Annotated in this window: 29 protein-coding genes; all 29 read right to left on the bottom strand. The window is 44.3% G+C overall.

The window, feature by feature from the left end; translation table 11 throughout:
* Positions 1 to 3 precede the first annotated feature (3 nt).
* On the bottom strand, positions 4 to 726 hold the full coding sequence (locus MKX35_RS28070; protein ID WP_076298299.1) for a hypothetical protein: 723 nt from the start codon (positions 724 to 726) through the stop codon (positions 4 to 6).
* Positions 727 to 2,118 (bottom strand): hypothetical protein, encoded by a 1,392-nt coding sequence (locus tag MKX35_RS28065; protein WP_076298300.1) that lies wholly within the window; start codon positions 2,116 to 2,118, stop codon positions 727 to 729.
* Positions 2,119 to 2,150: 32 nt separating this feature from the next.
* A complete protein-coding gene (locus MKX35_RS28060) occupies positions 2,151 to 2,429 on the bottom strand; it encodes a hypothetical protein (RefSeq protein WP_076298301.1) in 279 nt (92 codons plus the stop codon).
* A gap of 14 nt (positions 2,430 to 2,443) precedes the next feature.
* A complete protein-coding gene (locus MKX35_RS28055) occupies positions 2,444 to 4,258 on the bottom strand; it encodes a phosphodiester glycosidase family protein (protein ID WP_076298302.1) in 1,815 nt (604 codons plus the stop codon).
* Positions 4,255 to 4,839, bottom strand: coding sequence for a phage adaptor protein (locus tag MKX35_RS28050; RefSeq protein WP_143759286.1), 585 nt, complete (start codon positions 4,837 to 4,839; stop codon positions 4,255 to 4,257). Before MKX35_RS28050 ends, MKX35_RS28055 begins: the two co-directional genes overlap by 4 nt.
* 46 nt (positions 4,840 to 4,885) lie before the next feature.
* On the bottom strand, positions 4,886 to 5,176 hold the full coding sequence (locus MKX35_RS28045) for a hypothetical protein (protein ID WP_076298304.1): 291 nt from the start codon (positions 5,174 to 5,176) through the stop codon (positions 4,886 to 4,888).
* 48 nt (positions 5,177 to 5,224) lie between these two features.
* Positions 5,225 to 6,187 carry a N4-gp56 family major capsid protein gene (locus MKX35_RS28040; protein WP_076298305.1) on the bottom strand — a complete coding sequence of 321 codons (963 nt, stop codon included), beginning with the start codon at positions 6,185 to 6,187 and terminating at the stop codon, positions 5,225 to 5,227.
* A 6-nt stretch (positions 6,188 to 6,193) separates the two neighbouring features.
* Positions 6,194 to 6,988 carry a hypothetical protein gene (locus tag MKX35_RS28035; RefSeq protein ID WP_076298306.1) on the bottom strand — a complete coding sequence of 265 codons (795 nt, stop codon included), beginning with the start codon at positions 6,986 to 6,988 and terminating at the stop codon, positions 6,194 to 6,196.
* Between the two features lie 81 nt (positions 6,989 to 7,069).
* A complete protein-coding gene (locus MKX35_RS28030) occupies positions 7,070 to 8,797 on the bottom strand; it encodes a portal protein (RefSeq protein WP_076298307.1) in 1,728 nt (575 codons plus the stop codon).
* The gene (locus MKX35_RS28025; protein ID WP_076298308.1) at positions 8,798 to 8,989 is read right to left on the bottom strand and encodes a hypothetical protein; all 192 of its coding nucleotides are present in this window, start codon (positions 8,987 to 8,989) and stop codon (positions 8,798 to 8,800) included. It lies immediately after the preceding gene.
* The gene (locus MKX35_RS28020; protein WP_076298309.1) at positions 8,983 to 10,458 is read right to left on the bottom strand and encodes a PBSX family phage terminase large subunit; all 1,476 of its coding nucleotides are present in this window, start codon (positions 10,456 to 10,458) and stop codon (positions 8,983 to 8,985) included. Before MKX35_RS28020 ends, MKX35_RS28025 begins: the two co-directional genes overlap by 7 nt.
* A complete protein-coding gene (locus MKX35_RS28015; RefSeq protein ID WP_076298310.1) occupies positions 10,445 to 10,852 on the bottom strand; it encodes a terminase small subunit in 408 nt (135 codons plus the stop codon). Before MKX35_RS28015 ends, MKX35_RS28020 begins: the two co-directional genes overlap by 14 nt.
* A 15-nt stretch (positions 10,853 to 10,867) precedes the next feature.
* Entirely contained in the window at positions 10,868 to 11,041 is a 174-nt protein-coding gene (locus MKX35_RS28010; protein ID WP_179086638.1) for a hypothetical protein, read from the bottom strand.
* 264 nt (positions 11,042 to 11,305) lie between these two features.
* Entirely contained in the window at positions 11,306 to 11,431 is a 126-nt protein-coding gene (locus tag MKX35_RS28005) for a hypothetical protein (RefSeq protein WP_256716204.1), read from the bottom strand.
* 149 nt (positions 11,432 to 11,580) lie between these two features.
* Complete coding sequence (locus MKX35_RS28000) at positions 11,581 to 11,994, bottom strand: hypothetical protein (protein ID WP_076298311.1); 414 nt, start codon at positions 11,992 to 11,994, stop codon at positions 11,581 to 11,583.
* A 25-nt stretch (positions 11,995 to 12,019) separates the two neighbouring features.
* The gene (locus MKX35_RS27995) at positions 12,020 to 12,169 is read right to left on the bottom strand and encodes a hypothetical protein (protein ID WP_341044502.1); all 150 of its coding nucleotides are present in this window, start codon (positions 12,167 to 12,169) and stop codon (positions 12,020 to 12,022) included.
* A 16-nt stretch (positions 12,170 to 12,185) separates the two neighbouring features.
* Positions 12,186 to 13,265, bottom strand: a complete 1,080-nt coding sequence (locus MKX35_RS27990) for a hypothetical protein (protein ID WP_076298312.1) — start codon at positions 13,263 to 13,265, stop codon at positions 12,186 to 12,188.
* A 304-nt stretch (positions 13,266 to 13,569) separates the two neighbouring features.
* Complete coding sequence (locus MKX35_RS27985; protein ID WP_076298314.1) at positions 13,570 to 13,914, bottom strand: DUF1064 domain-containing protein; 345 nt, start codon at positions 13,912 to 13,914, stop codon at positions 13,570 to 13,572.
* Positions 13,877 to 14,119, bottom strand: coding sequence for a hypothetical protein (locus tag MKX35_RS27980; protein ID WP_143759288.1), 243 nt, complete (start codon positions 14,117 to 14,119; stop codon positions 13,877 to 13,879). The genes MKX35_RS27985 and MKX35_RS27980 overlap by 38 nt, the downstream gene beginning before the upstream one ends.
* Before the next feature lie 465 nt (positions 14,120 to 14,584).
* On the bottom strand, positions 14,585 to 14,761 hold the full coding sequence (locus tag MKX35_RS27975; protein ID WP_179086639.1) for a hypothetical protein: 177 nt from the start codon (positions 14,759 to 14,761) through the stop codon (positions 14,585 to 14,587).
* 193 nt (positions 14,762 to 14,954) lie between these two features.
* Positions 14,955 to 15,197, bottom strand: coding sequence for a hypothetical protein (locus tag MKX35_RS27970; protein WP_076298316.1), 243 nt, complete (start codon positions 15,195 to 15,197; stop codon positions 14,955 to 14,957).
* Positions 15,194 to 15,412 (bottom strand): hypothetical protein, encoded by a 219-nt coding sequence (locus tag MKX35_RS27965; protein ID WP_076298317.1) that lies wholly within the window; start codon positions 15,410 to 15,412, stop codon positions 15,194 to 15,196. The genes MKX35_RS27970 and MKX35_RS27965 overlap by 4 nt, the downstream gene beginning before the upstream one ends.
* A gap of 67 nt (positions 15,413 to 15,479) precedes the next feature.
* On the bottom strand, positions 15,480 to 15,749 hold the full coding sequence (locus MKX35_RS27960; RefSeq protein WP_076298318.1) for a hypothetical protein: 270 nt from the start codon (positions 15,747 to 15,749) through the stop codon (positions 15,480 to 15,482).
* A gap of 108 nt (positions 15,750 to 15,857) precedes the next feature.
* Positions 15,858 to 16,205, bottom strand: coding sequence for a hypothetical protein (locus MKX35_RS27955; RefSeq protein WP_076298319.1), 348 nt, complete (start codon positions 16,203 to 16,205; stop codon positions 15,858 to 15,860).
* Entirely contained in the window at positions 16,198 to 16,650 is a 453-nt protein-coding gene (locus MKX35_RS27950; RefSeq protein WP_076298320.1) for a hypothetical protein, read from the bottom strand. Before MKX35_RS27950 ends, MKX35_RS27955 begins: the two co-directional genes overlap by 8 nt.
* Positions 16,651 to 16,807: 157 nt before the next feature.
* On the bottom strand, positions 16,808 to 17,137 hold the full coding sequence (locus MKX35_RS27945) for a hypothetical protein (protein WP_076298321.1): 330 nt from the start codon (positions 17,135 to 17,137) through the stop codon (positions 16,808 to 16,810).
* Positions 17,138 to 17,569, bottom strand: coding sequence for a hypothetical protein (locus MKX35_RS27940; protein ID WP_076298322.1), 432 nt, complete (start codon positions 17,567 to 17,569; stop codon positions 17,138 to 17,140).
* On the bottom strand, positions 17,562 to 17,792 hold the full coding sequence (locus MKX35_RS27935; protein ID WP_076298323.1) for a hypothetical protein: 231 nt from the start codon (positions 17,790 to 17,792) through the stop codon (positions 17,562 to 17,564). The genes MKX35_RS27940 and MKX35_RS27935 overlap by 8 nt, the downstream gene beginning before the upstream one ends.
* A 26-nt stretch (positions 17,793 to 17,818) precedes the next feature.
* On the bottom strand, positions 17,819 to 17,914 hold the full coding sequence (locus MKX35_RS31955; RefSeq protein WP_076208670.1) for a DUF1660 family phage protein: 96 nt from the start codon (positions 17,912 to 17,914) through the stop codon (positions 17,819 to 17,821).
* Positions 17,915 to 17,939 lie beyond the last annotated feature (25 nt).

The following is a 17,939-nucleotide window of genomic DNA, read 5'->3' as shown; positions in this document are numbered from 1 at the left end:
CTATTAGGATACTGAGAAGGTTCCTCCCCAGTTAACTGCACCAGCAATGCCGTGATTATGAGTTCCAAGATTGACAGTATGTGAGTGTGAAATATCAGCTTTCCCAGCTAATTCTGCTCGAAGTGAATCTAATTCATCTTGCAGACTCAAGCCAGTCATAGGGTTAACAAGCCTGTCCCAATTAGGAACGGTTATGTTATCAAAAGGTCCAGATCCACACTGCAACTGTAAAGATCCGTTATTTGTTCCCATTAATATGTCTGATGTTGATAGAACCACTGAAAAACCAAAAGCTGGTCCTATTACAAGTGAAGGGGATCCACCATTACGATATGTTATTACAGGTTCATCCGTAATACCTGGCTCAATTGTCAAATAGTTATTTGCATTCGTATAAACCGCTATAAGATCTCCAACATTATTGAGCTCCGCCCTTGGGAAAGCCCCATTTCGCGTTGCGATATATGACCCGAATATCCGTATAGACTCAATCAACCCTGCTGTGATGTGCCCTAAGTTTGCTGTGATCGCTGATAGTTCATTGACATTCATCTTATCAGCGGTGATCGTATTGGCTATAATCACCTCTGCATTAAGCTCATTTACATTCCGTGTGTCTAGGTTATTAAGCAGCCATGATAATTCCTTGGTCATTTTGCCGACAGCGTTTCGAAGCTCGTCCATTGTTGTCATGCCATCGGTATTCGGTAAATTCACATTAGCCATCTATGAGTTCCTCCTTGATACTTCTCGCACAATGCGGTGTATTTTGACCTTACCTGTGCCGTATAGCTTTAGGCGATACCACGTTTCAGGTGTGCGTACAATAACGGGGATACGAGTACTACGGATCACTCCAGTACCGTTTGTGATTGAGTTAACCACGTTCCATGCGCCGCCCTCTGTACCACCAGCATAAGCCACATTAAGCGTTGATCCCGGCTCGATATCTGCTATCACCCATATGCGGTTAATGGTCTTGCGTACCGTTTCATCACCTTCAGAGAATGGCTTAGTCTCGATGGACCAGTTAATCACGTTACCACCGTCAGTAGCACCGCCCATTTGAAGTACACGACCATCTGATGTGCCGATATAGAGCGTTTGACCGTTAAGGAAGTAAGATGTAGCCACGAAGCTACAAGGCCACCAGCGCCCACCCTGTAAGTCGTACTTGAGTGTCACGTTTGGGATGGTATTCCCACCAGTTACAAGTGAGAGATACAAGAAACGCCCATCAGTACCAGCGGTACAATGACGGGCGTAGCTTTGGTTTATGGAAGAAATGTAATTCTTTATCTGGTCGCTGATCTTAACAGGCGTTGCTCCACCGGAGTACGCATATACTCCGTCTGAAGCCAGCCAATATAATGCGGAATTCGTCGGGACTAACGTCCGGTCTGAGATACAGCCGACACCATAAGGGTTCTGCATTTGGAAGTTGGTGCTATCCTCGCCGTATAATTCGTGCAGCGTGTATTTTTTGAAGAGTATCACATGATCAGCGTAGGCTATCAGTCCGGTTGGCTTCTCTCCGTCTGGTGTTTCAACGGTGATTTTACCAGTCCCGGTGTACTTGTTGGTGCTTGTCCAGTCAGCCGCATCACGCAATCCTGAGTATGACAGCAGATTGTCATTGCGATTCGCTAAGTAGAAACGGTTGGCGTGAGTTGTAAGGAAAGCACTTGCTGCTGGCGCTGAGCTCATTGGTGTTAGCGTCGTTCCGTCCCACTGCTGCAATTGAAGCGATCCGTCTAAAAAGTACAGCTTAGAACCATCGAAAAACATCGCCGCATCCCATAGCCGTTCATTGTTGGAATCACCATACTCATACACTGCCGCCCATGATGATCCTGTGAACCTGTATAAGCCCCTTTCATTGCCGCAGTACCAAACACCAAGGAAGGTAAATAGGCGATTGATATAGCCTGTGTGTGTGCTATGCAATGCGTAACCGTCACGCACCTGAAGTGTGGGGTAAATAAAAGAGTCCACGTTGATTGCGTCGGTACATTGACCGTCTGCAATCTCTATGGACTCTACTGATTGATTGATGCCATCTGCCAAGGTAATAACGACTGGTTTGACTCTATCTGGTGATGATGGCCAAGGTTTCATGGTTACCTCCTTTGTTACGCAGTATGGTCCTGCTATTCAAGTACATCAATTGCTCCTGCATACTCCGGAAGAGTCTTTAGATACTCGTACGACTGTTTGTGATAGTTGCCAGATCCTTCTTCAACTGAAGGCACAAAGCTTTTATAGGTATCCTCTACAGGAACCTTTCCTTCTTTATAAGCTTCTCTGGATATGAAAATTTTTACATTGATCTTTAATAGTTCTTTTCCACCTTCCATATGCGGCATTACAATATACGCATTAGGTATTTCCATGCCTGTCTGAGAGTGTATGAATTTCGTTAATGCCATATCAGTTCCCCCCCTTAATTATCTGTCCATGCTCCCCATGATCCACCTAAGAACCATCTATGTTTCCACTTTGTGTTGTTAATTGGTCGGTATTCCTGAACACATGAGCTTGAAGAAAAGTAGTTTGTGTAACATAGTCCGTCTCCGACTACGGGTGTATTAGAGACATTTGCAGATATTACAAAGACTCTATTCTCTTCCTTAATATCATTAAGATTAGTAATACCCTGGACGTTACTCGATGTTATGTTATCAGGAGCAGCATAGTAGAATAGCTCATTCATCTTGAATCGACCGGGCTTGAACGCGTCGTTAAATTCAACAATATTTTTTCCGGTTAGATAGTTGTAATAAGCCCACCTAACTAAATCAAGGTACATTTTTGTTCTATTTACTCCGTTCAGCTTTGTTCGTATTCCAGTCAGATCAGCGTTCAGAGTGTTTTCCAGATTGATGTAGTTGAAACTAAAATCGGTGGTGTCTGGTATCATCAATTTCATATCAGCCAACGCTTTGTAAATCTTGCCTAATTCTCTATTGAGGGTATCAGTAAAATTTGCAGGATGATCCTTCGTCACGTAAAGGAAGTCGGCCACACTGCGTTCTGAATATCCACGGTTATCTGTAGCCTGGTTAACAAGAACACTACTTTTTACAGTAGACACGCTGCCGCCACCATCCAGCGCGTAAGCGAGAGTGGCACCCTGCGCAAGCAGGATTTCGATACATTGAGGGTAAGTCAGGCCAACATTACCGCCCACTCCCTTGCCGTTACAACTGAATATCAATATCTCCTTTGTCGAGGAAATCTGTGCAATGATTTGGCGTTGGTATGGATCAGCCCAATTATCTATCAAAGATGAAATTTCAGTACCCACACTCGCTCCATTAATGATTAAAGGATAAAAAGCGCTTATGCAATTTGGACATCCTGCGTCAATGATATCTTGAGCGGTTACAGAAGGCTGAAACAGCACCAGGGTATTGTCTGCCTTGATCCCCAGCCGCCAGAAAACGGAACTTTCCTTACTTACGATTGTTCCGTCTATGATGGATGTACCTTGCAGTGCCCCGGTGCTGGTGTTAAAGATGCCCGCGTTAATCGCCAGTGTCGCCCGGTGTCGGGTCGCAAATGACCGAGCCGTCTCCAAGCTATACCCAGACATATTGTCCTGGGAAATGCCGTGCTCCAGCCGGATAGGTTGCCCCTTAGAATCTGTATTTGGTATCCGAGTGATGTAATAGGTGGTATTATGTGCTCCGTATTCTGTCGTGGTTATTTCTGTATACTGATACCCTTCTAACTCCGTCTTATCCGCCAACTGCGCATCAACATTGTTCAATCGAGCACCTAATACTGGGTACGCTTCTCCTGTAGCCGGTTGCCGCGCATCCACAATCTCGATGTTGCTTTCACCGCCACTGGCAACGATGTTATCTACTCGTTGTTTAGTCAGATCGAGTGCCTGTTTTACGCTTGAAGCACCTGAAACTGGACCGCTATAAGTGATGTTTAATGAGTCATGAGCTTTCGTAGAAACCTGATGTGTATCAACGGTAGCCTGTGCTACTTCAGCTGTATGTTGAGCTACACCAGCAGCACCCACAGCTGCGGTCGCCGTTGATTGAGCTGCACCAGCTGCACTAACACCCACATTTGCTGTGTTCTGAGCTGTTGCTGCTAATCCAGCGATAACGGCTATTTCAGCATTTTGAGAACCAACTTTACCATCTACATATGTTTTAGAAACTGTCTCCTGTCCCACCAGATCCGCTGGTACGACCCCACCATTAAGGAACTGCTGTGTAATATCGTATTGCGAGCTCATAACAACCCCCCCATGACATCTTCAATAACAAGGTAATCCGGTGTTTCATCGTTGACTTTGTTGAATTCCTCAATCAATCCGTTGTACTTGGCAGTGTAGTTATTCACCATCGCCACATCGTTAAAGTTCTCAGTGATCTGCACCAATCCACCGTATACCAGCAACATGTGAAAGTCTGCATCAAGCTCTGGTACAGCTGATAATGAATTGACGTTTAGTTGTGCAGGGTACTTGTTATAAAACAGCGTGAGACCGCCCACAACGTCCTCGGTAGGTGTTGGGTAGAGAGCAAACCCTGTTGTCCCAACAAAGTAATAGAATGGCGTGTTCGACTTCCTGCGCACGTCCTGATATCTATGCTCAACACCGTTTGCAAACACTCCAACTAAGTTTGTTTTTGGGAATGGTAAGTTGTAAGCAAATACATTCTTTTGAAGGTTGTATATAGCAAGGCTTCTTATCGGAAATGTAGTCCGAAATAGTTCATTTTGCACCTGATTAATCTTACGGATCACGCTATCATTGGACAGGCCATGTGGGTACTTCTCGGAAATCTCGTCAATTATTTCTTGTAGCGTCACGTTATCACCCCTTAATAGACAAAAAAGCCCCATTGCGGGGCCTCTGTCACATTACTGTTACTTCTGCATTTACACTTTGTTCAATACGCTGGTTGATTTCATCTGTTTTGTTGTAACTCTCTTCCCATATTGCCGCAATTAAATCTGGTACTTCAACTGTTTTGCCGCGTGGGATAGAATAAACCACGCCATTCCACACTACGATTTGTGTATCATTGGGATTACTTGTATCTCTAGGAACACTAATTTTAACTTTGGGTCTTTCCTCGAGCTGTTTTTTCAAACTCTTTTCTTGAATTGCAATCTCTGCTTCCATGTTTACTTCTTTCGCTGCCATAATTAACAACCTCCTAAAAGTATAAGGGGCCCGTAGGCCCCTTTGATATTAAACTGTTGCTGCTGATTCATACCGTACAATACAAAGCTCATTCAATCGAACAGTTGTAAATGCACATTTCCATGCGATAGTGTTGAACTGGTTCAATGGGTCAGCAGATCCAGCAGATCCAGCTTGGTGAACAATGATCTCTGGTTTAGAAGATCCTTCAATATCTGGCACACCATACGCTCCACGTCCAACAAACAAAGTGCCGTATACGTCAATACCAGCAGCTCCGGCAGCATCGAATTTAACACCGTTATCCACTTCAAGGAAATAGATACCGTGCATCATTCCAAGCGTACCTTCCTCACGATTCTTGGTGTTAACGTAAGTGTTTTGGCTAATCCATTCAGGAGTTAACATAAGGTCTGTCGCAACATCCGTATGAATGAAAGCAATCCACCCCATATTTCCACCTGGTAGTTTAATTTTTTTCACTTTGTTTCTCTTGAGTGTTCTGCGGATCTTCAAAATATCCAAGTTTGATATTTTATCAGCCGCCGCAACAGTGACACGACTTGCCTTTGACGCTGCGTAAGTAACGTTAGTTCCTGCGGCTATCATGTCTCTTACGATAGTATCAATAGATTCGCCTGCGTTTTCACCCATCAACTCGGAAACTTCGGTCATTAGTGGATCAAAGCCTGTGAGATTAAGGAACTCGGAAATCTTCGTCCAGTTACCATATTCCTTAACAGTTGCATTGATTGGTGTGATACTGAGGTTAACACCGTCTGGTGTCACTCCCTCGGTCAGCGCAGTTGTAGATACTGCTAAACTGTTCAATCTACGGAAATTAGTAGTGGCCCCTTTTTGTTTAGGGATGTTCTTCTTCTGTCCGTAGTTCATGTAATACAATTCAGGAATCAATCTTTCAAGCATTGCATCCTGATAATAAGTATGTTGTTCTGCAGTTAGTGCGTTGACTCCGACACCTGTGTTATATCCTTGTACTTCTGTTGACATTTAAATTCATCTCCTTATTTGTGTTCCGCTTTTCACGCTTTCTCTGAATGCTTTCTTCTCAGCTAAAGACATAGAAGAATATCCCCCTACATGTTCAGGAGCATCAGCACCCAAAGAACCAGTAGAAGAGTCGGCGTTTTGTTGCAGTCTTCGTATAGCCTCCTGCTGGGCTTGTTGCGATGCGGTAGTTACCCGCGAGTCGTAAGTAAGTATCTTGTAAGCATCATCTAGGCTGTAACCTTTGGTGGCTGCCATATTGATTACATCTACTTTGTACTGAGCAAAGTTCGGATAATTCGTTGCATCGTTCTCCATGCTGGCAATTTGCGTCTCTACCCTTTGGATAAGATCAGCCTCAGAACGCTGTTGATCACGCTGTTTGAGTTGGTCGAGTTCACTTTTTAGCGGTTGAACATACTCTCGAATTACATCTTCAGATACGCCTAATCTATCGGCTTCTTCTTGGATGCGGCGGTCTGTTTCGGCTTGTTCTAGTGCTGTCATGTACGTTTCGTGGCTATCAAACCCGTAAAATTTAGCTGTGCGCTCTAACATCTGCTGGTATCGCTCGGCTTGCTGGGCTTTTTCGGATACCTTGTCATAGTTCAAACCCTTCTGAACCCAACTGGATACCTCATCCTCTGGCACAAAGCGATCTTCTTTGTTGTACTTAACATTTATCCCTCTTGGCTCTTCCTGTGGTGGGGAAGACTCTCCTTCGGGTGTTGTTATCGTCTCAGTCACTTCAGTGACAGGTGCTTCTTGTGTTTCAATTCCGCTATGGTTGGCGGTTTCTTCCATGTGTAACGCCTCCTTGCCCTATGGTTGGGGCAAATTTGTATATAAAAAGGGCAACCGCAGTCTCAGCGGAAGCCCATTGTTTTACATGCCTACTACTTGTGGTGGTTGATTTGGTAATGCTGTCGGTTGCTGTTGTGCAAGAATGTTCTGCTGCAGGAACATAAACTGTTGATCAGGTGGCAATGAATCAAACATTTGCTTCTCCCCAGGTTGCATGGATGCAATCAATTGTTCCATTTGACCGACGATACCTTTCTTCTCTTCCAACTCTTTCATGAGCCTATCTCTAAACGGCACGACTGCATGCGGTGCGTACTTGAGATACTGTACATAGTCGATATCACCGCGATCAAGCGCTTTGTCTAAGCTAGACAGCATGAGTGATTCGGAGTAAGTAGATGATGGGCCCACGTCAATCTTGAGCTGCATGGGTACATCTTGATACTGTGAGCCATCAAATTCAGCTGAGTACTCTTCGCCATCATCGTCCTTAAGGTTGATTTGACGCGGCAAGTTGTACTTAACCTTCCAAATGTCCTCCCATATACGTCCAATGTCCTCGATAAACGAGTAGAAACGTCGCTTAATGGACTCGATTGGGATAGCTGATGCCTTTTGCAGAAGCATAATTGCTGTTGCATTAAGGTCAGCTGATGGTGCAGAGCCTGTAGCAGCTTCGTCAGCACCTGTCATTTGGCGAGTGTAAGCTAATATAGATTCAACTAGGTTACCAGCCACGGCGCTAATGTTACCGGGAGTAAGATACTTGGCTCCGTCACCCTGACCTACAGGCAAGTGATCCTCGATCATCTCACCAGGGGCGTTGGTTATCTTGCTCGGGTCAATCGCTCCCTTTTTATAGATCAGCTTAGGCCAACCCGTAAGCTGTACAGAGAGGATCTGCATAGCTACCAGTGTATTGATAGCCTTTTGATTTGGTATAAGCCCCTCAGTGTCACCAATACCGCGTATAGACTTCTTACGACGTTCCCATTGCATCACAGCGATTGGGTAACGGCTGAGCATCGTGTCAGTTTCCTTCTTGATGGTCATACCACCAGCAGCCTTGCTGAACATGATCTTGCCGCCATTGTCCTTCCAGTAACGTGTAATCACAGTCACCTTACCGCTATCTGCAACCTCAGTCTTAGCCATGTCGTAACCTTCGTCCTGCGTATCCTTATCTGGCTTGATTTGAGTTGACATTTCTTCACTCATGCCATTATTACGAGCGTATTCACGTACACTTTTGACGCTCTCACGGCTGGATATGATGATGTACGGCTGTCGCTGCACATTACGCTGTTGCTCATTACCGAAGAAGATATTGATAGGGTCGATAACCTCACCCTGCATCTCTCCAATATATGGCATCTGTACACCGCCTTTGATGCTCATATCGTAGTAATAATGCACAGCTACTGTCCCGGTGTTGGCTGCTATATCCAACGCTTCCTCATTGATATCATCCTGCTTGATGTTCTCCCAAGTGGCAGCAGAGTAACGACTAAACAGATCGCCGATATCTTCCTGTCCCTGCGTTTCGTCTGCCTCTTCCCGGCTGAACAGCATGTTGATCTGCTCACTCATGACATTAGCGACCTTGTGCGTCTCGATCATCTTGATCAGGTTGAATACAGGACGTGGTAACGACTTGGTTCGAGCTGTTGCGGCAGGCCATTGGTCACCGGACTTAAATCGCTCATACTCTGGCCATTTATCAAGAAAGCCCATCTTTCGCAAATAAGATAGGCCGTCTTTGTATTGCTTCTCCATTTCTCCAGCTAACTTATCTAATGCTTCTGACATCTACTCACCCCCTTGTGTAGCGCCGTTTAGGTACTCATTCATGATGCTCTGTACCTCTTGCTTTATCTCAGGCGCAATCGGCTTAACATCACCTATTAGCTCTCGCATCTTGGCGTTTATTAATGTTTTCGTTTCTTCCTCAAGGTTTGGGAGTTTCAATAGGTCCCCAAGTTTAGTTGCTTCCTCTACCATCCTAAGTAATCACCTCCGGTTGATTCGTCTGTACGGAATGGGAATGGTGTTACTGGTACTTCAATTGCTTTCTGTAGCAGCGTACTGTCCTGCTGTCCTCGGCTGTAGTAGCCAATAGCCAGTGACATGATAAGGTCATCATGAGCACCTTCCTGTGCTTCAGGTCGTCCCTTTTCGTTGCGGACAAAGGTTAACATTTCATTCAACGTGTCTACATCCATGATCAGATTGACCGACTCACGCACAACGGTTACCAGTCCTGCAATTGCTGATGGACGAGTAAGTTTATCTGTCCGAAAGCCATAAGCCTTTGTAATGGAACCTGTAAATGTATCCTCACGTTCTCTGATGTACTGATTTGTATATCCCAAGCGACTGAGTACCTTTACTGGATGGCTGCTGAAGTTGGTCTCTATGCTGATCAGTGCATTGTTGTAATGCTTACCTAGGCAATACATCTGCTCGGCGTATAAGTCTTCATCAAACTGGTTCTTATACACGGCTGATTGCTTGCCTGTGACGTTGTTTATGACCTGACCAGTAAAGTTATCTGAACCATCACCAGCCGTGTCACCGCCTATCACAAAAGGTATCTGCGGCTGTGGTCTCTCAAATATCTTGATGTACCCATTCTCATCCTCAATCCACTGGATAGTGGTATCAAGGATCTTGTCAGCTGCATCTTTCTGATAAATAAAATACCCTCGCTGCACCAATGGATCATGGTCGCGAAGGTATGAGATGCGCTCACTAACTTTCTGAGCGTTGAATATGGTCTTACCAAGCACTCCCCACTCACCAAGCGCGTACACTTGATAGAAGTATGGGTCTGTCTCCTTGAACGCCTCCAGTACCTTAATGGCTTCATCGTCCAAGAACTTATTATGCTTGTATGTGCTGTGGATCGTTGTGGCATTTGGTTTAGGCTGGTCGAAGAATTCACGCTTAAGCCAGTGATTGATATCAATTGGGTTAAAGGTAATCATCATCTGCTTATAGTTGATGGTCTTACCACGTAACCGGATATCAAGCTGTCTGAAGTCTTCCGGTGAACACTCGCTTGCTTCCTCCATCCACACGCTAGTAACGCCTGATATAGACTTTAGCTTCTCTACATCGTCCAGCCCTGCAAATAGGATCTCGTTGCCGTTAATGCAGCTTATGTGAAGTTCTGAGCTCGTTCCCTTCGGGATCTTGAACAGTTTCTCTAAGCCCCAGCGGTATATAGCGTTCTTAAGCTCCATAAACACTGATTCTCGCAGCGTCTTAGCAACCTTACGTAGTACCAGGATACGGTGCTTATTCTCAGTCAGCAGTCGTAAGATGATCTTCTGAGCCGTAAACACCGACTTACCCGAACCGCCGCCGCCCATCAGCACCAAGTATCTATCCTTGTTCATGTAGAGTGGATAGAACCGATCATTAGTTAGAGTCGGCAACTCGGTTAAGTCGATGTTAATCGTCGGCATCGCCCAATCCCTCCGGTAATGATACTTTGAAACTTATTTCAGCATCCACATCTGCTTGGATTTTATCAACTGGTTTATAACCAGCTCTGTCCAACAAATCCCTTGCAGCAACTAGCCTATCCTTAGGCGGTGTTAAGGGGTCATTCATCACCTCAAGCATTACTGTATATGCCTTAACAGCATCTTCAGCGAACATCATACGCAAGTCCTTGTTAATACTTTGTTGAGTATTGTTAAGATATTGTTGAACTTCAACACTTTTTAGCAACCTACTCGCTTGGCTGTATGCTGATTTCTCACTGTACCCGGCAGCTATCGCGGCGTTTGTGCCATTACCACCGTTCTTGATGTACTCTGTTACAAACAACATGATCTGCGGTCTCAAGTCTGCCATTGTTTTCACCTCACTCTATACTTTCTTGAATAAATGTTTGATCTCATCAAATCCCGGCGTACCTTCGTGTGTTGTTATGTTCATGTTTCCAAGTAGCAACACGATATCTCCAATTGTCTTTAACTTGCTTGTATCAAGCACATACAGATCTGGTATCAATCGTCCTACTTTTACTTCTCCTTCAGCCATTCCTCTCACCTCCAGTAGTAAGTTAAATAAATGATCCCTGTGTATGCTATAAACATTGATGTGTATAAGAGGTATATCCATCGGTCTGATCGCTTCAACCCTATACGGCCTCCACTTCGTTAAGATTATTCGGTAGAATCGTAGGAAAACAAAAAAGAGCAACGGCGTTAACCATCACTCTTACGTTTGATGCAATCGCATCTATATGCATTTCCACACCACCACTAGGAGCGAGTCTGTCACCTTCGTAGTGTGCGGTTGTTGCTAAAATAATCTTTGCACTCCTATGAAAATGAATCCACCTATAGAGCCACCCAGAACAGTAACGATGATCCATGTTAATAATCTAACTACCACATATTCTTCATATGCATCCATGAATCTGTCCATTGCCATTCTCCTTGTATAAAAGATAACGCCGACCCGTAGCAATCGACGCTGAGTAGTAGTGACCAGTGAGGGAATGAAAGTGACGAGGAATCAGCACTTAGGGGCGGTTCGCGCGCTACCGAATGCCAATTCCTCATGAAACCATTATATCACGATGCTTTTGTACTTTGTGTCACCTCTTTGTCATGTTTCGCCATTTTGTTTCTAATATATCCGTATGAATGTCCAGTAAACGCAGCTATTTCTTTCAAGCTGTATCCCTGTGCCCGTTTGGACAATATTACATTATCTAACCCTGTGAATTGATCCATGTATGATTCATATTGACGTTTAATCCCTTCCAATCTTTGGACTTCATCTACACACTCATTAAGTTTATCAGCAGCTACGTTATAAAGTTCTAGTCCCTTTACCAGATCTATATGACAATAGATGCTTGAAGGCATTTTACCTTCTTTCACAGCTTTATGAGCTGCTTCCCATTGCTTACGAAGTTCGAATTCTCTGAGCTTCATCATCTGCAATTCAGCGCACGTATCAGCGTATGATTCCTTCCAATTCATGTGTATCCCCCCTATAGATAACTTTTTATTCCTCTTCGATTACTTTCAAACTCCCAATGCCATACGGTATAGCTGTATTCATGCCATCAATAACCACGAATACCCATGGATCTACAATTCGTTTTACTGTGCCTTTATATCCCGACTTGTGGAGTACTCTATCGCCTATTTTCATGAGGAGAAAAGGTAGCCTAAGCTACCTCCCTCACTGTAAATACTGCGCTCTCCAGCCGTTTCACTGTGCTTTTAAGTGCTTCGAATTCTTCTCGGCTAACTTCCGATCCTGCCACTTCGCTACTAGCGTATGTCTGATCCAATCCACTGGTTGTGCTGTCGCTATCTTCACGAAAGGCTGGCACTGTTACTAGCTCGTCCTCCACACTGCTATGTTGTGCCATATCCTCATGATTACGTTCTTGTTCTTCGAGGTAGGCGGTACGAAAGGGTTCGGTATCTTCCTTGGACACCACCCGATATTTCCCTTTCATCGTTGTTGGCTCTTCAATATTTCCGTTCATGGCGTAGTAAGGGAACTCTATTTTTTCATCTGTTGCAGCTAATTTAGCCACATATGTGTCTCTACGAATATCATCTTTCCAACTGATATCATAAATAATCGGCTTGGCATCTTCTTCTTTTTTGCGTTGTTCCAACCATTTTTCGTGAGCGCTTCGCACATCAACTTCTTCAACTTTAATGGCTGCAGCTGCACCAAGCGCAATTTCATTACGAAGATCATCAACTTGGCTTTTAAGTCGTTCAACCTCTACCTTTTCTTCATCCAGTAATCGTGTAGCATTGGTAATTCGGCTGTTCAAATCCACGATCTCCAGCGTTTTATTACTTAATTCAATGTTCAGCTGTTCATTCGCAGCCTCTGATTGATTATATTTTTCTTGTAATGCCGAAATAGTTGATTCTAACGTTTTTTGATTCGCAAGCTCAGCCTGTTTCATCTTCGCTACAGCATTTTGTATAACTGCATTAACGTATTCATAGGATACAATTGCTTTCTCTTCGCTGTAGTTAATAAACAGGTCTTTGATATCATTTCCACCAAAGTCTAGACTTTCCATAAACTTCGCAGCTTCTGCCGTAACTACTTGTAACTCCTCCGCTTTACCCTGTTCTTCGATGGTAATATCTATAGCTTTGATGTCGTTTTCTAGTTGAGTAACCTTAGCCCCATCCTTTACGGCTCCGCGCTGATTTTCCGTGTTCAACTCATACTGTAACTGTTCCCTTTTAGCTACTAATTGCGATATTTCCACGAATACCCCTCTTTTCGTCCAAATGTTTTGATATTACCTATATTATACTATATTTACTACCATTATTGTACTATTATCTCTTGATTTCTTCGTTTTTCTTCAACTTTATTTCACGCTGATATTCTCTTCACAAGTCTCCTTTCCACGAATTTATACTTATCTACTTTAAAGCCAATAGGAGGCTCATACAGCGACTTTAAGTTGCGGTGATGTATTTGCTTGTCCAACGTTATAAGAGTGCCTACACGGGCTCCATATTCGCTCACGAGTTCATAAGACTCACCTATGTTGATCCATGCCGCCATCATGCGCTTATCTCTCGTATCTGCAAGTCTGGGTAAGCGTACATGAATAACTTTTTCTTAAGTGAGTAAACGGGAGTCTTCATCCCCTTGACATCCTCAATCTCTTGATGACCATCTGCATATGTTACCAAGAAATCAGCCTTGTACGTTATAGCTTGTACGCGCTTGCCTGTGGCCTTGTGTTTGAATCCTGGCATTAATACATATGATGGCTGTAACTCGACCTCTATGACCTCACCAGCGCGTTTCAGGAGCATTAATTCACGGTACCGCTTACTCTCAGCTATCGAATGAAAGTTAATCCCGTCAACTTGCGTCTTTTTCGCCCCGTACTTGCTTCGCATTCTTCTTCACCCCTTTCTTGCCTGACATGTAGTGGTTCTTATTCCGCGGCGTTGGATTGAGCGGTCCGTACTTCTCCCAATCCTCTGCTGTCATTTTCCACGTAGTGACTTCACTGTGTACTGTCTGCCGATTAGGTGGCGGAAAGCTGGATGCTACTGGCATAGGGGATATGCGACGATGACGTTTGATTCCACTACTACTCATGATTGATTACCTCGCTTTCAGATTGTATTAGTGTCTTGTTCCTCTCTTTATGGGGAGCAGAAGTCATTCATCGGCCCCCGTAAACTGGGTAATTCGGTCGAATCGGAGCCCTTCGGCCTAGGAATCACCGTACTGTTGCTTTTGATACAGCGCGAATTTCCGTTCTCTTTCTTTAAATGCTTCATAATCGCACCATGTGTACCTGACACCTTGCAATATGTGGTTATTGCACCCACACTCACAAATCTGGTGAATAGCACCTTTTGCCTTGCGAAAGTCCTTTTTGAATAACTTCGGCATCATCACTCCACATCTGGCACACTCGAAAGTCATGCCCCGATTAGTGATGACAGCCTTTCTACCCTTTGACGGAGGAGCTAAGCATTCCTCGAAAGTAATCGGTACCGCGCTCATATCCTCTTCTCCCCCTTATACCTAAATGTGTGGGGTCTCAGCCCCCTAAATCTATTCTGCTGTCAGCACTTTTGATATTTCGATAATTGCTTGTTTTGACAATATCTCTACATGTGAATTATCTTCTTCATCGCGTTTATTTGGGATCACATGAAAGACATCATCACCCTGACCCACCATAAATAAATGATCCTCTCCAAAGCGATCTGTCCATTTGATTGGTAACATGTGTCTCAGCCCCCTTATAAGTTCAGTACAGCCAAACTATTGATCTGTTCGATCTCCAATATTCACTTCAAATGTGCCAATCAGTCCTTCACAATAGCAACAGTTAAGCTGGAACTTCCTCAGATGTTTCGGGGAACTATGGACTGCTGCTGGAGGCGTTACTGTCATCTTCGCCCCGCATTCGCATATCACATTAATCGAGACTTGCATCCGATTCGCCCTCCTTGGGTGCTGGGGTATCTGGGTAAAGGGTGGATAACATTGCAGATAAGTACGTGATAGGTTCTGTATGATCTACAACTTTTTGTGCAGCCAATATCAGCCGTTGTTCGCGGGCCTCTGCTGCCTTTGCCACACCGTAGTTGTGCATTGCAAGCATTCTCCACTCGTCATGCGATTGTTTTAACTGTTCGTACGCCATGGGTGTTTGTGTCATTGGGCTTCCTCCCCGATCCTGATCAAATCACCTTTAAACATTTCTGACTCTTTTCTGCATTCTGGATTAGGGCAAATGTGAAATGAATTGTTTTCCCTTTGTTGAATCTCGCAAATTTCATCTGAGTATGTTCCGTACTTTTTCATTGTCTCGGCATTCCAAAGTTTTGAGTAAGATTTAATCCTGCAGTGCGGACATGTATATTTCAGTTTCACGTTATATCCTCCTTGTGGGAGAGGAGGGCTATTAACCCTCTCTGTCCCTGTATCTTCGTACTGCGCATTATGAATGTGTAACAACTACCTTCCATTTAAGCGGTTTAGAATATCTTCGCTTCCGAAACTTTCCTTGCTCAACCTCATATTCAAGCTGTCTTTGGTAGATGTCTCCGTTATCCTCAAAGTACTTTGTATCTTTAAAAACAGTAACAATTCCGATGAAGGAAGGCTCTTTTAATACAAACTCGGTCATGAATTTTTCAATCTTTTCTTCAATAGGAACTTTATGAATGAAAGCCATTTTCCCACTAAGAACGGTATATTTAAGTTCCAAAGCTTATGCTCCTTCCTGTGCAGTATGCGTCTACTTCGTCATAACCTTTGGGAGAGGAGGGATACTCCTACTCCCTTAATGATCTGAATGATCTCTTACGGCTCGCGCCTATTCGGTCGTTACGGTGGCCTGACGGCCTATGAGATTCGCTATTTCCTCGATTATATTAAAGTCACTACTAATCGCCTTTACTTCAATGATCCTGCTTCCTCTTTCTGTTTTGGCCCACTCGATAAACCTCTTTAAGTCTGGTTCCTTTATTTCGCTTATATCCTCGTCTTTCCAATGATACGAAGGCTTTTTAACTGGTTTCATCCCGATCAACCACCACGAAGGACCAAATCTTCGTTCAATTCGGAAATAATAGTAATCATCCGGTTTGATCTCTTTTCGAATCCATTCATACCAATCCATACATGGTCTCGCATATTCATAAGAGAACGACACTTTATCCATTCCCTTTCGCCCCCTGTAGCGTGATATATGCCGCCTCTGCCCTCTCTCGGGGGCTGGCGGTGAGCATGGCACTTGTTCCATCAATGTTGTATCCTACAACCTCCATGCTCCCACCTAACCCGAATTGTATGTCTTCACCGGGGCTAACTAGGCTTAGCAGAGCATTTAAGTAAATGAGTTTATTGTCTGCTATAGCCTTTGCCTGTACCTCTAGGCTGGCAGCAGGGTCATTGCAGTAGTCCAGAGTTTCTGCCCATGCTTCTTCTTCTGTTTCAAGCCCTGTTTCAACTGGAATGCCCTCACAGTTAACAAGCATGTAATAGTCAAAGCTCCAATTAGATCCATCAGGGTCAGGCGGCATCCTATATTTCACTACGCTATACCCCACTAACTCAGCCAGCGCCTGGTTAAGCTGCTGGTCTGTCTTATCCTTTACCTGTGTCATGACTGTGCCTCCCCTTTTCCGAGCAGTTTATCCCAGCACTTATGACATAATGGTGGTTCAATAGGCTTTCCCATGCATCCGCATTCGCGACCATCGCAACAATATTCCGGTTCATATTCGATTGGTGTACCACAGTCCATACATTCCCACTGAGTATTCATGACTTGTCACTCCCTTCCGCTGCTGGTAGCAATGCGTCTTGTAACAATCTATAAGCTGGGTGCTTGTGATTCATCATGTCAGACGCTCTATCCATTGCCTCCTGTTGTCGGGCTATGGTCTGCTGTGCCTCTACTAACTGCCTTTTGATCTTTACAGCCTCGTCATTCCAGTAGATTGCTTGTTGTTTGGCATACTCTTGCTCCTGTTGTGACTCTTCTAGAACAGCCAGCAACCAGCACAACTCCTCTGAGCTAATAGGCGCGTCCGATGATGGCGGTAATGCCGTTAATTTCTTTTTGATCACTTTTATCCGTTCTGGTGTCATTCAGCTCTCTCCTTCGTTGTTAGAGGATGTATATTTCTCCATAGCTTCCTTCGCCAACCGCTGACACTCGAATTCTCCAAAGGTTACGCTTATCCGTTCAAAGTATCTGTGCTGACCTTGTAGGGCTTTGTCCTTTTCTTCTAGGAGAGAAAGTAGGTAGGTAATGTATTCAGGTGCTTTTGCTATCAAATCTGCCGCCGTTTCATCCCAACAATAAATCTCAGGTTGACCATACTTATTTTTCTGAACTTCAAGGATGGTGTCTGATGATTTTTCATCAATCGGGCTGATTAAATCACCCACTGCAAATTCATTGTCTCCCCATTCTCCATTTCCTTTTGTTCGTTTTTGAGAAGTCCATCTCCAAGGATGCTTCCAATCACTTTTTCCCAACGTTTCCATCACTTGTTTGATCTCTGTTAGTTTACTCATAGGAACCCCCTATACCTGTTTCGGCTGCCGCTACGCTGGGTGATTCGGTCGGGTCGATGTATTCAAAATCTTCTAGTCCATTAAAGATCAAATCTACAGTCCCAATTCCACAAGCAGGACAAACCAGTGCCGGATGTGACCCGCAATCTTCGCACCCCGTTTCTCCGTCTGTCCAATCATCAAACTCCGTTATTTCTTCACAATCAGGACATTTAATCTTCATTCCCTTCACCCTCCTCATTTAATTTCTTACAACGCCGTCTTCCCACACCGCTTACACCGTTTGTGCCATCTCCGCATGTTGTAGTCGTACTTGTGGCCGAATAGTCTACATAGGATTCTCATGGGTTACGCTCCTTTCGTTAAGCTT

This window comes from Paenibacillus sp. FSL R5-0923, from assembly GCF_038009145.1.
Lineage (GTDB): Bacteria > Bacillota > Bacilli > Paenibacillales > Paenibacillaceae > Paenibacillus_AQ.
This window is presented reverse-complemented; position numbering and strand designations above follow the sequence as displayed.

What these genes read in the sequence shown, in the direction of transcription:
- MKX35_RS28070 (WP_076298299.1), bottom strand. Translation starts at nt 726, where the DNA reads ATGGCTAATGTGAATTTACCGAATACCGATGGCATGACAACAATGGAC.
- MKX35_RS28065 (WP_076298300.1), bottom strand. Translation starts at nt 2,118, where the DNA reads ATGAAACCTTGGCCATCATCACCAGATAGAGTCAAACCAGTCGTTATT.
- MKX35_RS28060 (WP_076298301.1), bottom strand. Translation starts at nt 2,429, where the DNA reads ATGGCATTAACGAAATTCATACACTCTCAGACAGGCATGGAAATACCT.
- MKX35_RS28055 (WP_076298302.1), bottom strand. Translation starts at nt 4,258, where the DNA reads ATGAGCTCGCAATACGATATTACACAGCAGTTCCTTAATGGTGGGGTC.
- MKX35_RS28045 (WP_076298304.1), bottom strand. Translation starts at nt 5,176, where the DNA reads ATGGCAGCGAAAGAAGTAAACATGGAAGCAGAGATTGCAATTCAAGAA.
- MKX35_RS28040 (WP_076298305.1), bottom strand. Translation starts at nt 6,187, where the DNA reads ATGTCAACAGAAGTACAAGGATATAACACAGGTGTCGGAGTCAACGCA.
- MKX35_RS28035 (WP_076298306.1), bottom strand. Translation starts at nt 6,988, where the DNA reads ATGGAAGAAACCGCCAACCATAGCGGAATTGAAACACAAGAAGCACCT.
- MKX35_RS28030 (WP_076298307.1), bottom strand. Translation starts at nt 8,797, where the DNA reads ATGTCAGAAGCATTAGATAAGTTAGCTGGAGAAATGGAGAAGCAATAC.
- MKX35_RS28025 (WP_076298308.1), bottom strand. Translation starts at nt 8,989, where the DNA reads ATGGTAGAGGAAGCAACTAAACTTGGGGACCTATTGAAACTCCCAAAC.
- MKX35_RS28020 (WP_076298309.1), bottom strand. Translation starts at nt 10,458, where the DNA reads ATGCCGACGATTAACATCGACTTAACCGAGTTGCCGACTCTAACTAAT.
- MKX35_RS28015 (WP_076298310.1), bottom strand. Translation starts at nt 10,852, where the DNA reads ATGGCAGACTTGAGACCGCAGATCATGTTGTTTGTAACAGAGTACATC.
- MKX35_RS28010 (WP_179086638.1), bottom strand. Translation starts at nt 11,041, where the DNA reads ATGGCTGAAGGAGAAGTAAAAGTAGGACGATTGATACCAGATCTGTAT.
- MKX35_RS28005 (WP_256716204.1), bottom strand. Translation starts at nt 11,431, where the DNA reads ATGGACAGATTCATGGATGCATATGAAGAATATGTGGTAGTTAGATTA.
- MKX35_RS28000 (WP_076298311.1), bottom strand. Translation starts at nt 11,994, where the DNA reads ATGAATTGGAAGGAATCATACGCTGATACGTGCGCTGAATTGCAGATG.
- MKX35_RS27995 (WP_341044502.1), bottom strand. Translation starts at nt 12,169, where the DNA reads ATGAAAATAGGCGATAGAGTACTCCACAAGTCGGGATATAAAGGCACA.
- MKX35_RS27985 (WP_076298314.1), bottom strand. Translation starts at nt 13,914, where the DNA reads ATGCGAAGCAAGTACGGGGCGAAAAAGACGCAAGTTGACGGGATTAAC.
- MKX35_RS27980 (WP_143759288.1), bottom strand. Translation starts at nt 14,119, where the DNA reads ATGAGTAGTAGTGGAATCAAACGTCATCGTCGCATATCCCCTATGCCA.
- MKX35_RS27975 (WP_179086639.1), bottom strand. Translation starts at nt 14,761, where the DNA reads ATGTTACCAATCAAATGGACAGATCGCTTTGGAGAGGATCATTTATTT.
- MKX35_RS27970 (WP_076298316.1), bottom strand. Translation starts at nt 15,197, where the DNA reads ATGACACAAACACCCATGGCGTACGAACAGTTAAAACAATCGCATGAC.
- MKX35_RS27955 (WP_076298319.1), bottom strand. Translation starts at nt 16,205, where the DNA reads ATGGATAAAGTGTCGTTCTCTTATGAATATGCGAGACCATGTATGGAT.
- MKX35_RS27950 (WP_076298320.1), bottom strand. Translation starts at nt 16,650, where the DNA reads ATGACACAGGTAAAGGATAAGACAGACCAGCAGCTTAACCAGGCGCTG.
- MKX35_RS27945 (WP_076298321.1), bottom strand. Translation starts at nt 17,137, where the DNA reads ATGACACCAGAACGGATAAAAGTGATCAAAAAGAAATTAACGGCATTA.
- MKX35_RS27940 (WP_076298322.1), bottom strand. Translation starts at nt 17,569, where the DNA reads ATGAGTAAACTAACAGAGATCAAACAAGTGATGGAAACGTTGGGAAAA.
- MKX35_RS27935 (WP_076298323.1), bottom strand. Translation starts at nt 17,792, where the DNA reads ATGAAGATTAAATGTCCTGATTGTGAAGAAATAACGGAGTTTGATGAT.
- MKX35_RS31955 (WP_076208670.1), bottom strand. Translation starts at nt 17,914, where the DNA reads ATGAGAATCCTATGTAGACTATTCGGCCACAAGTACGACTACAACATG.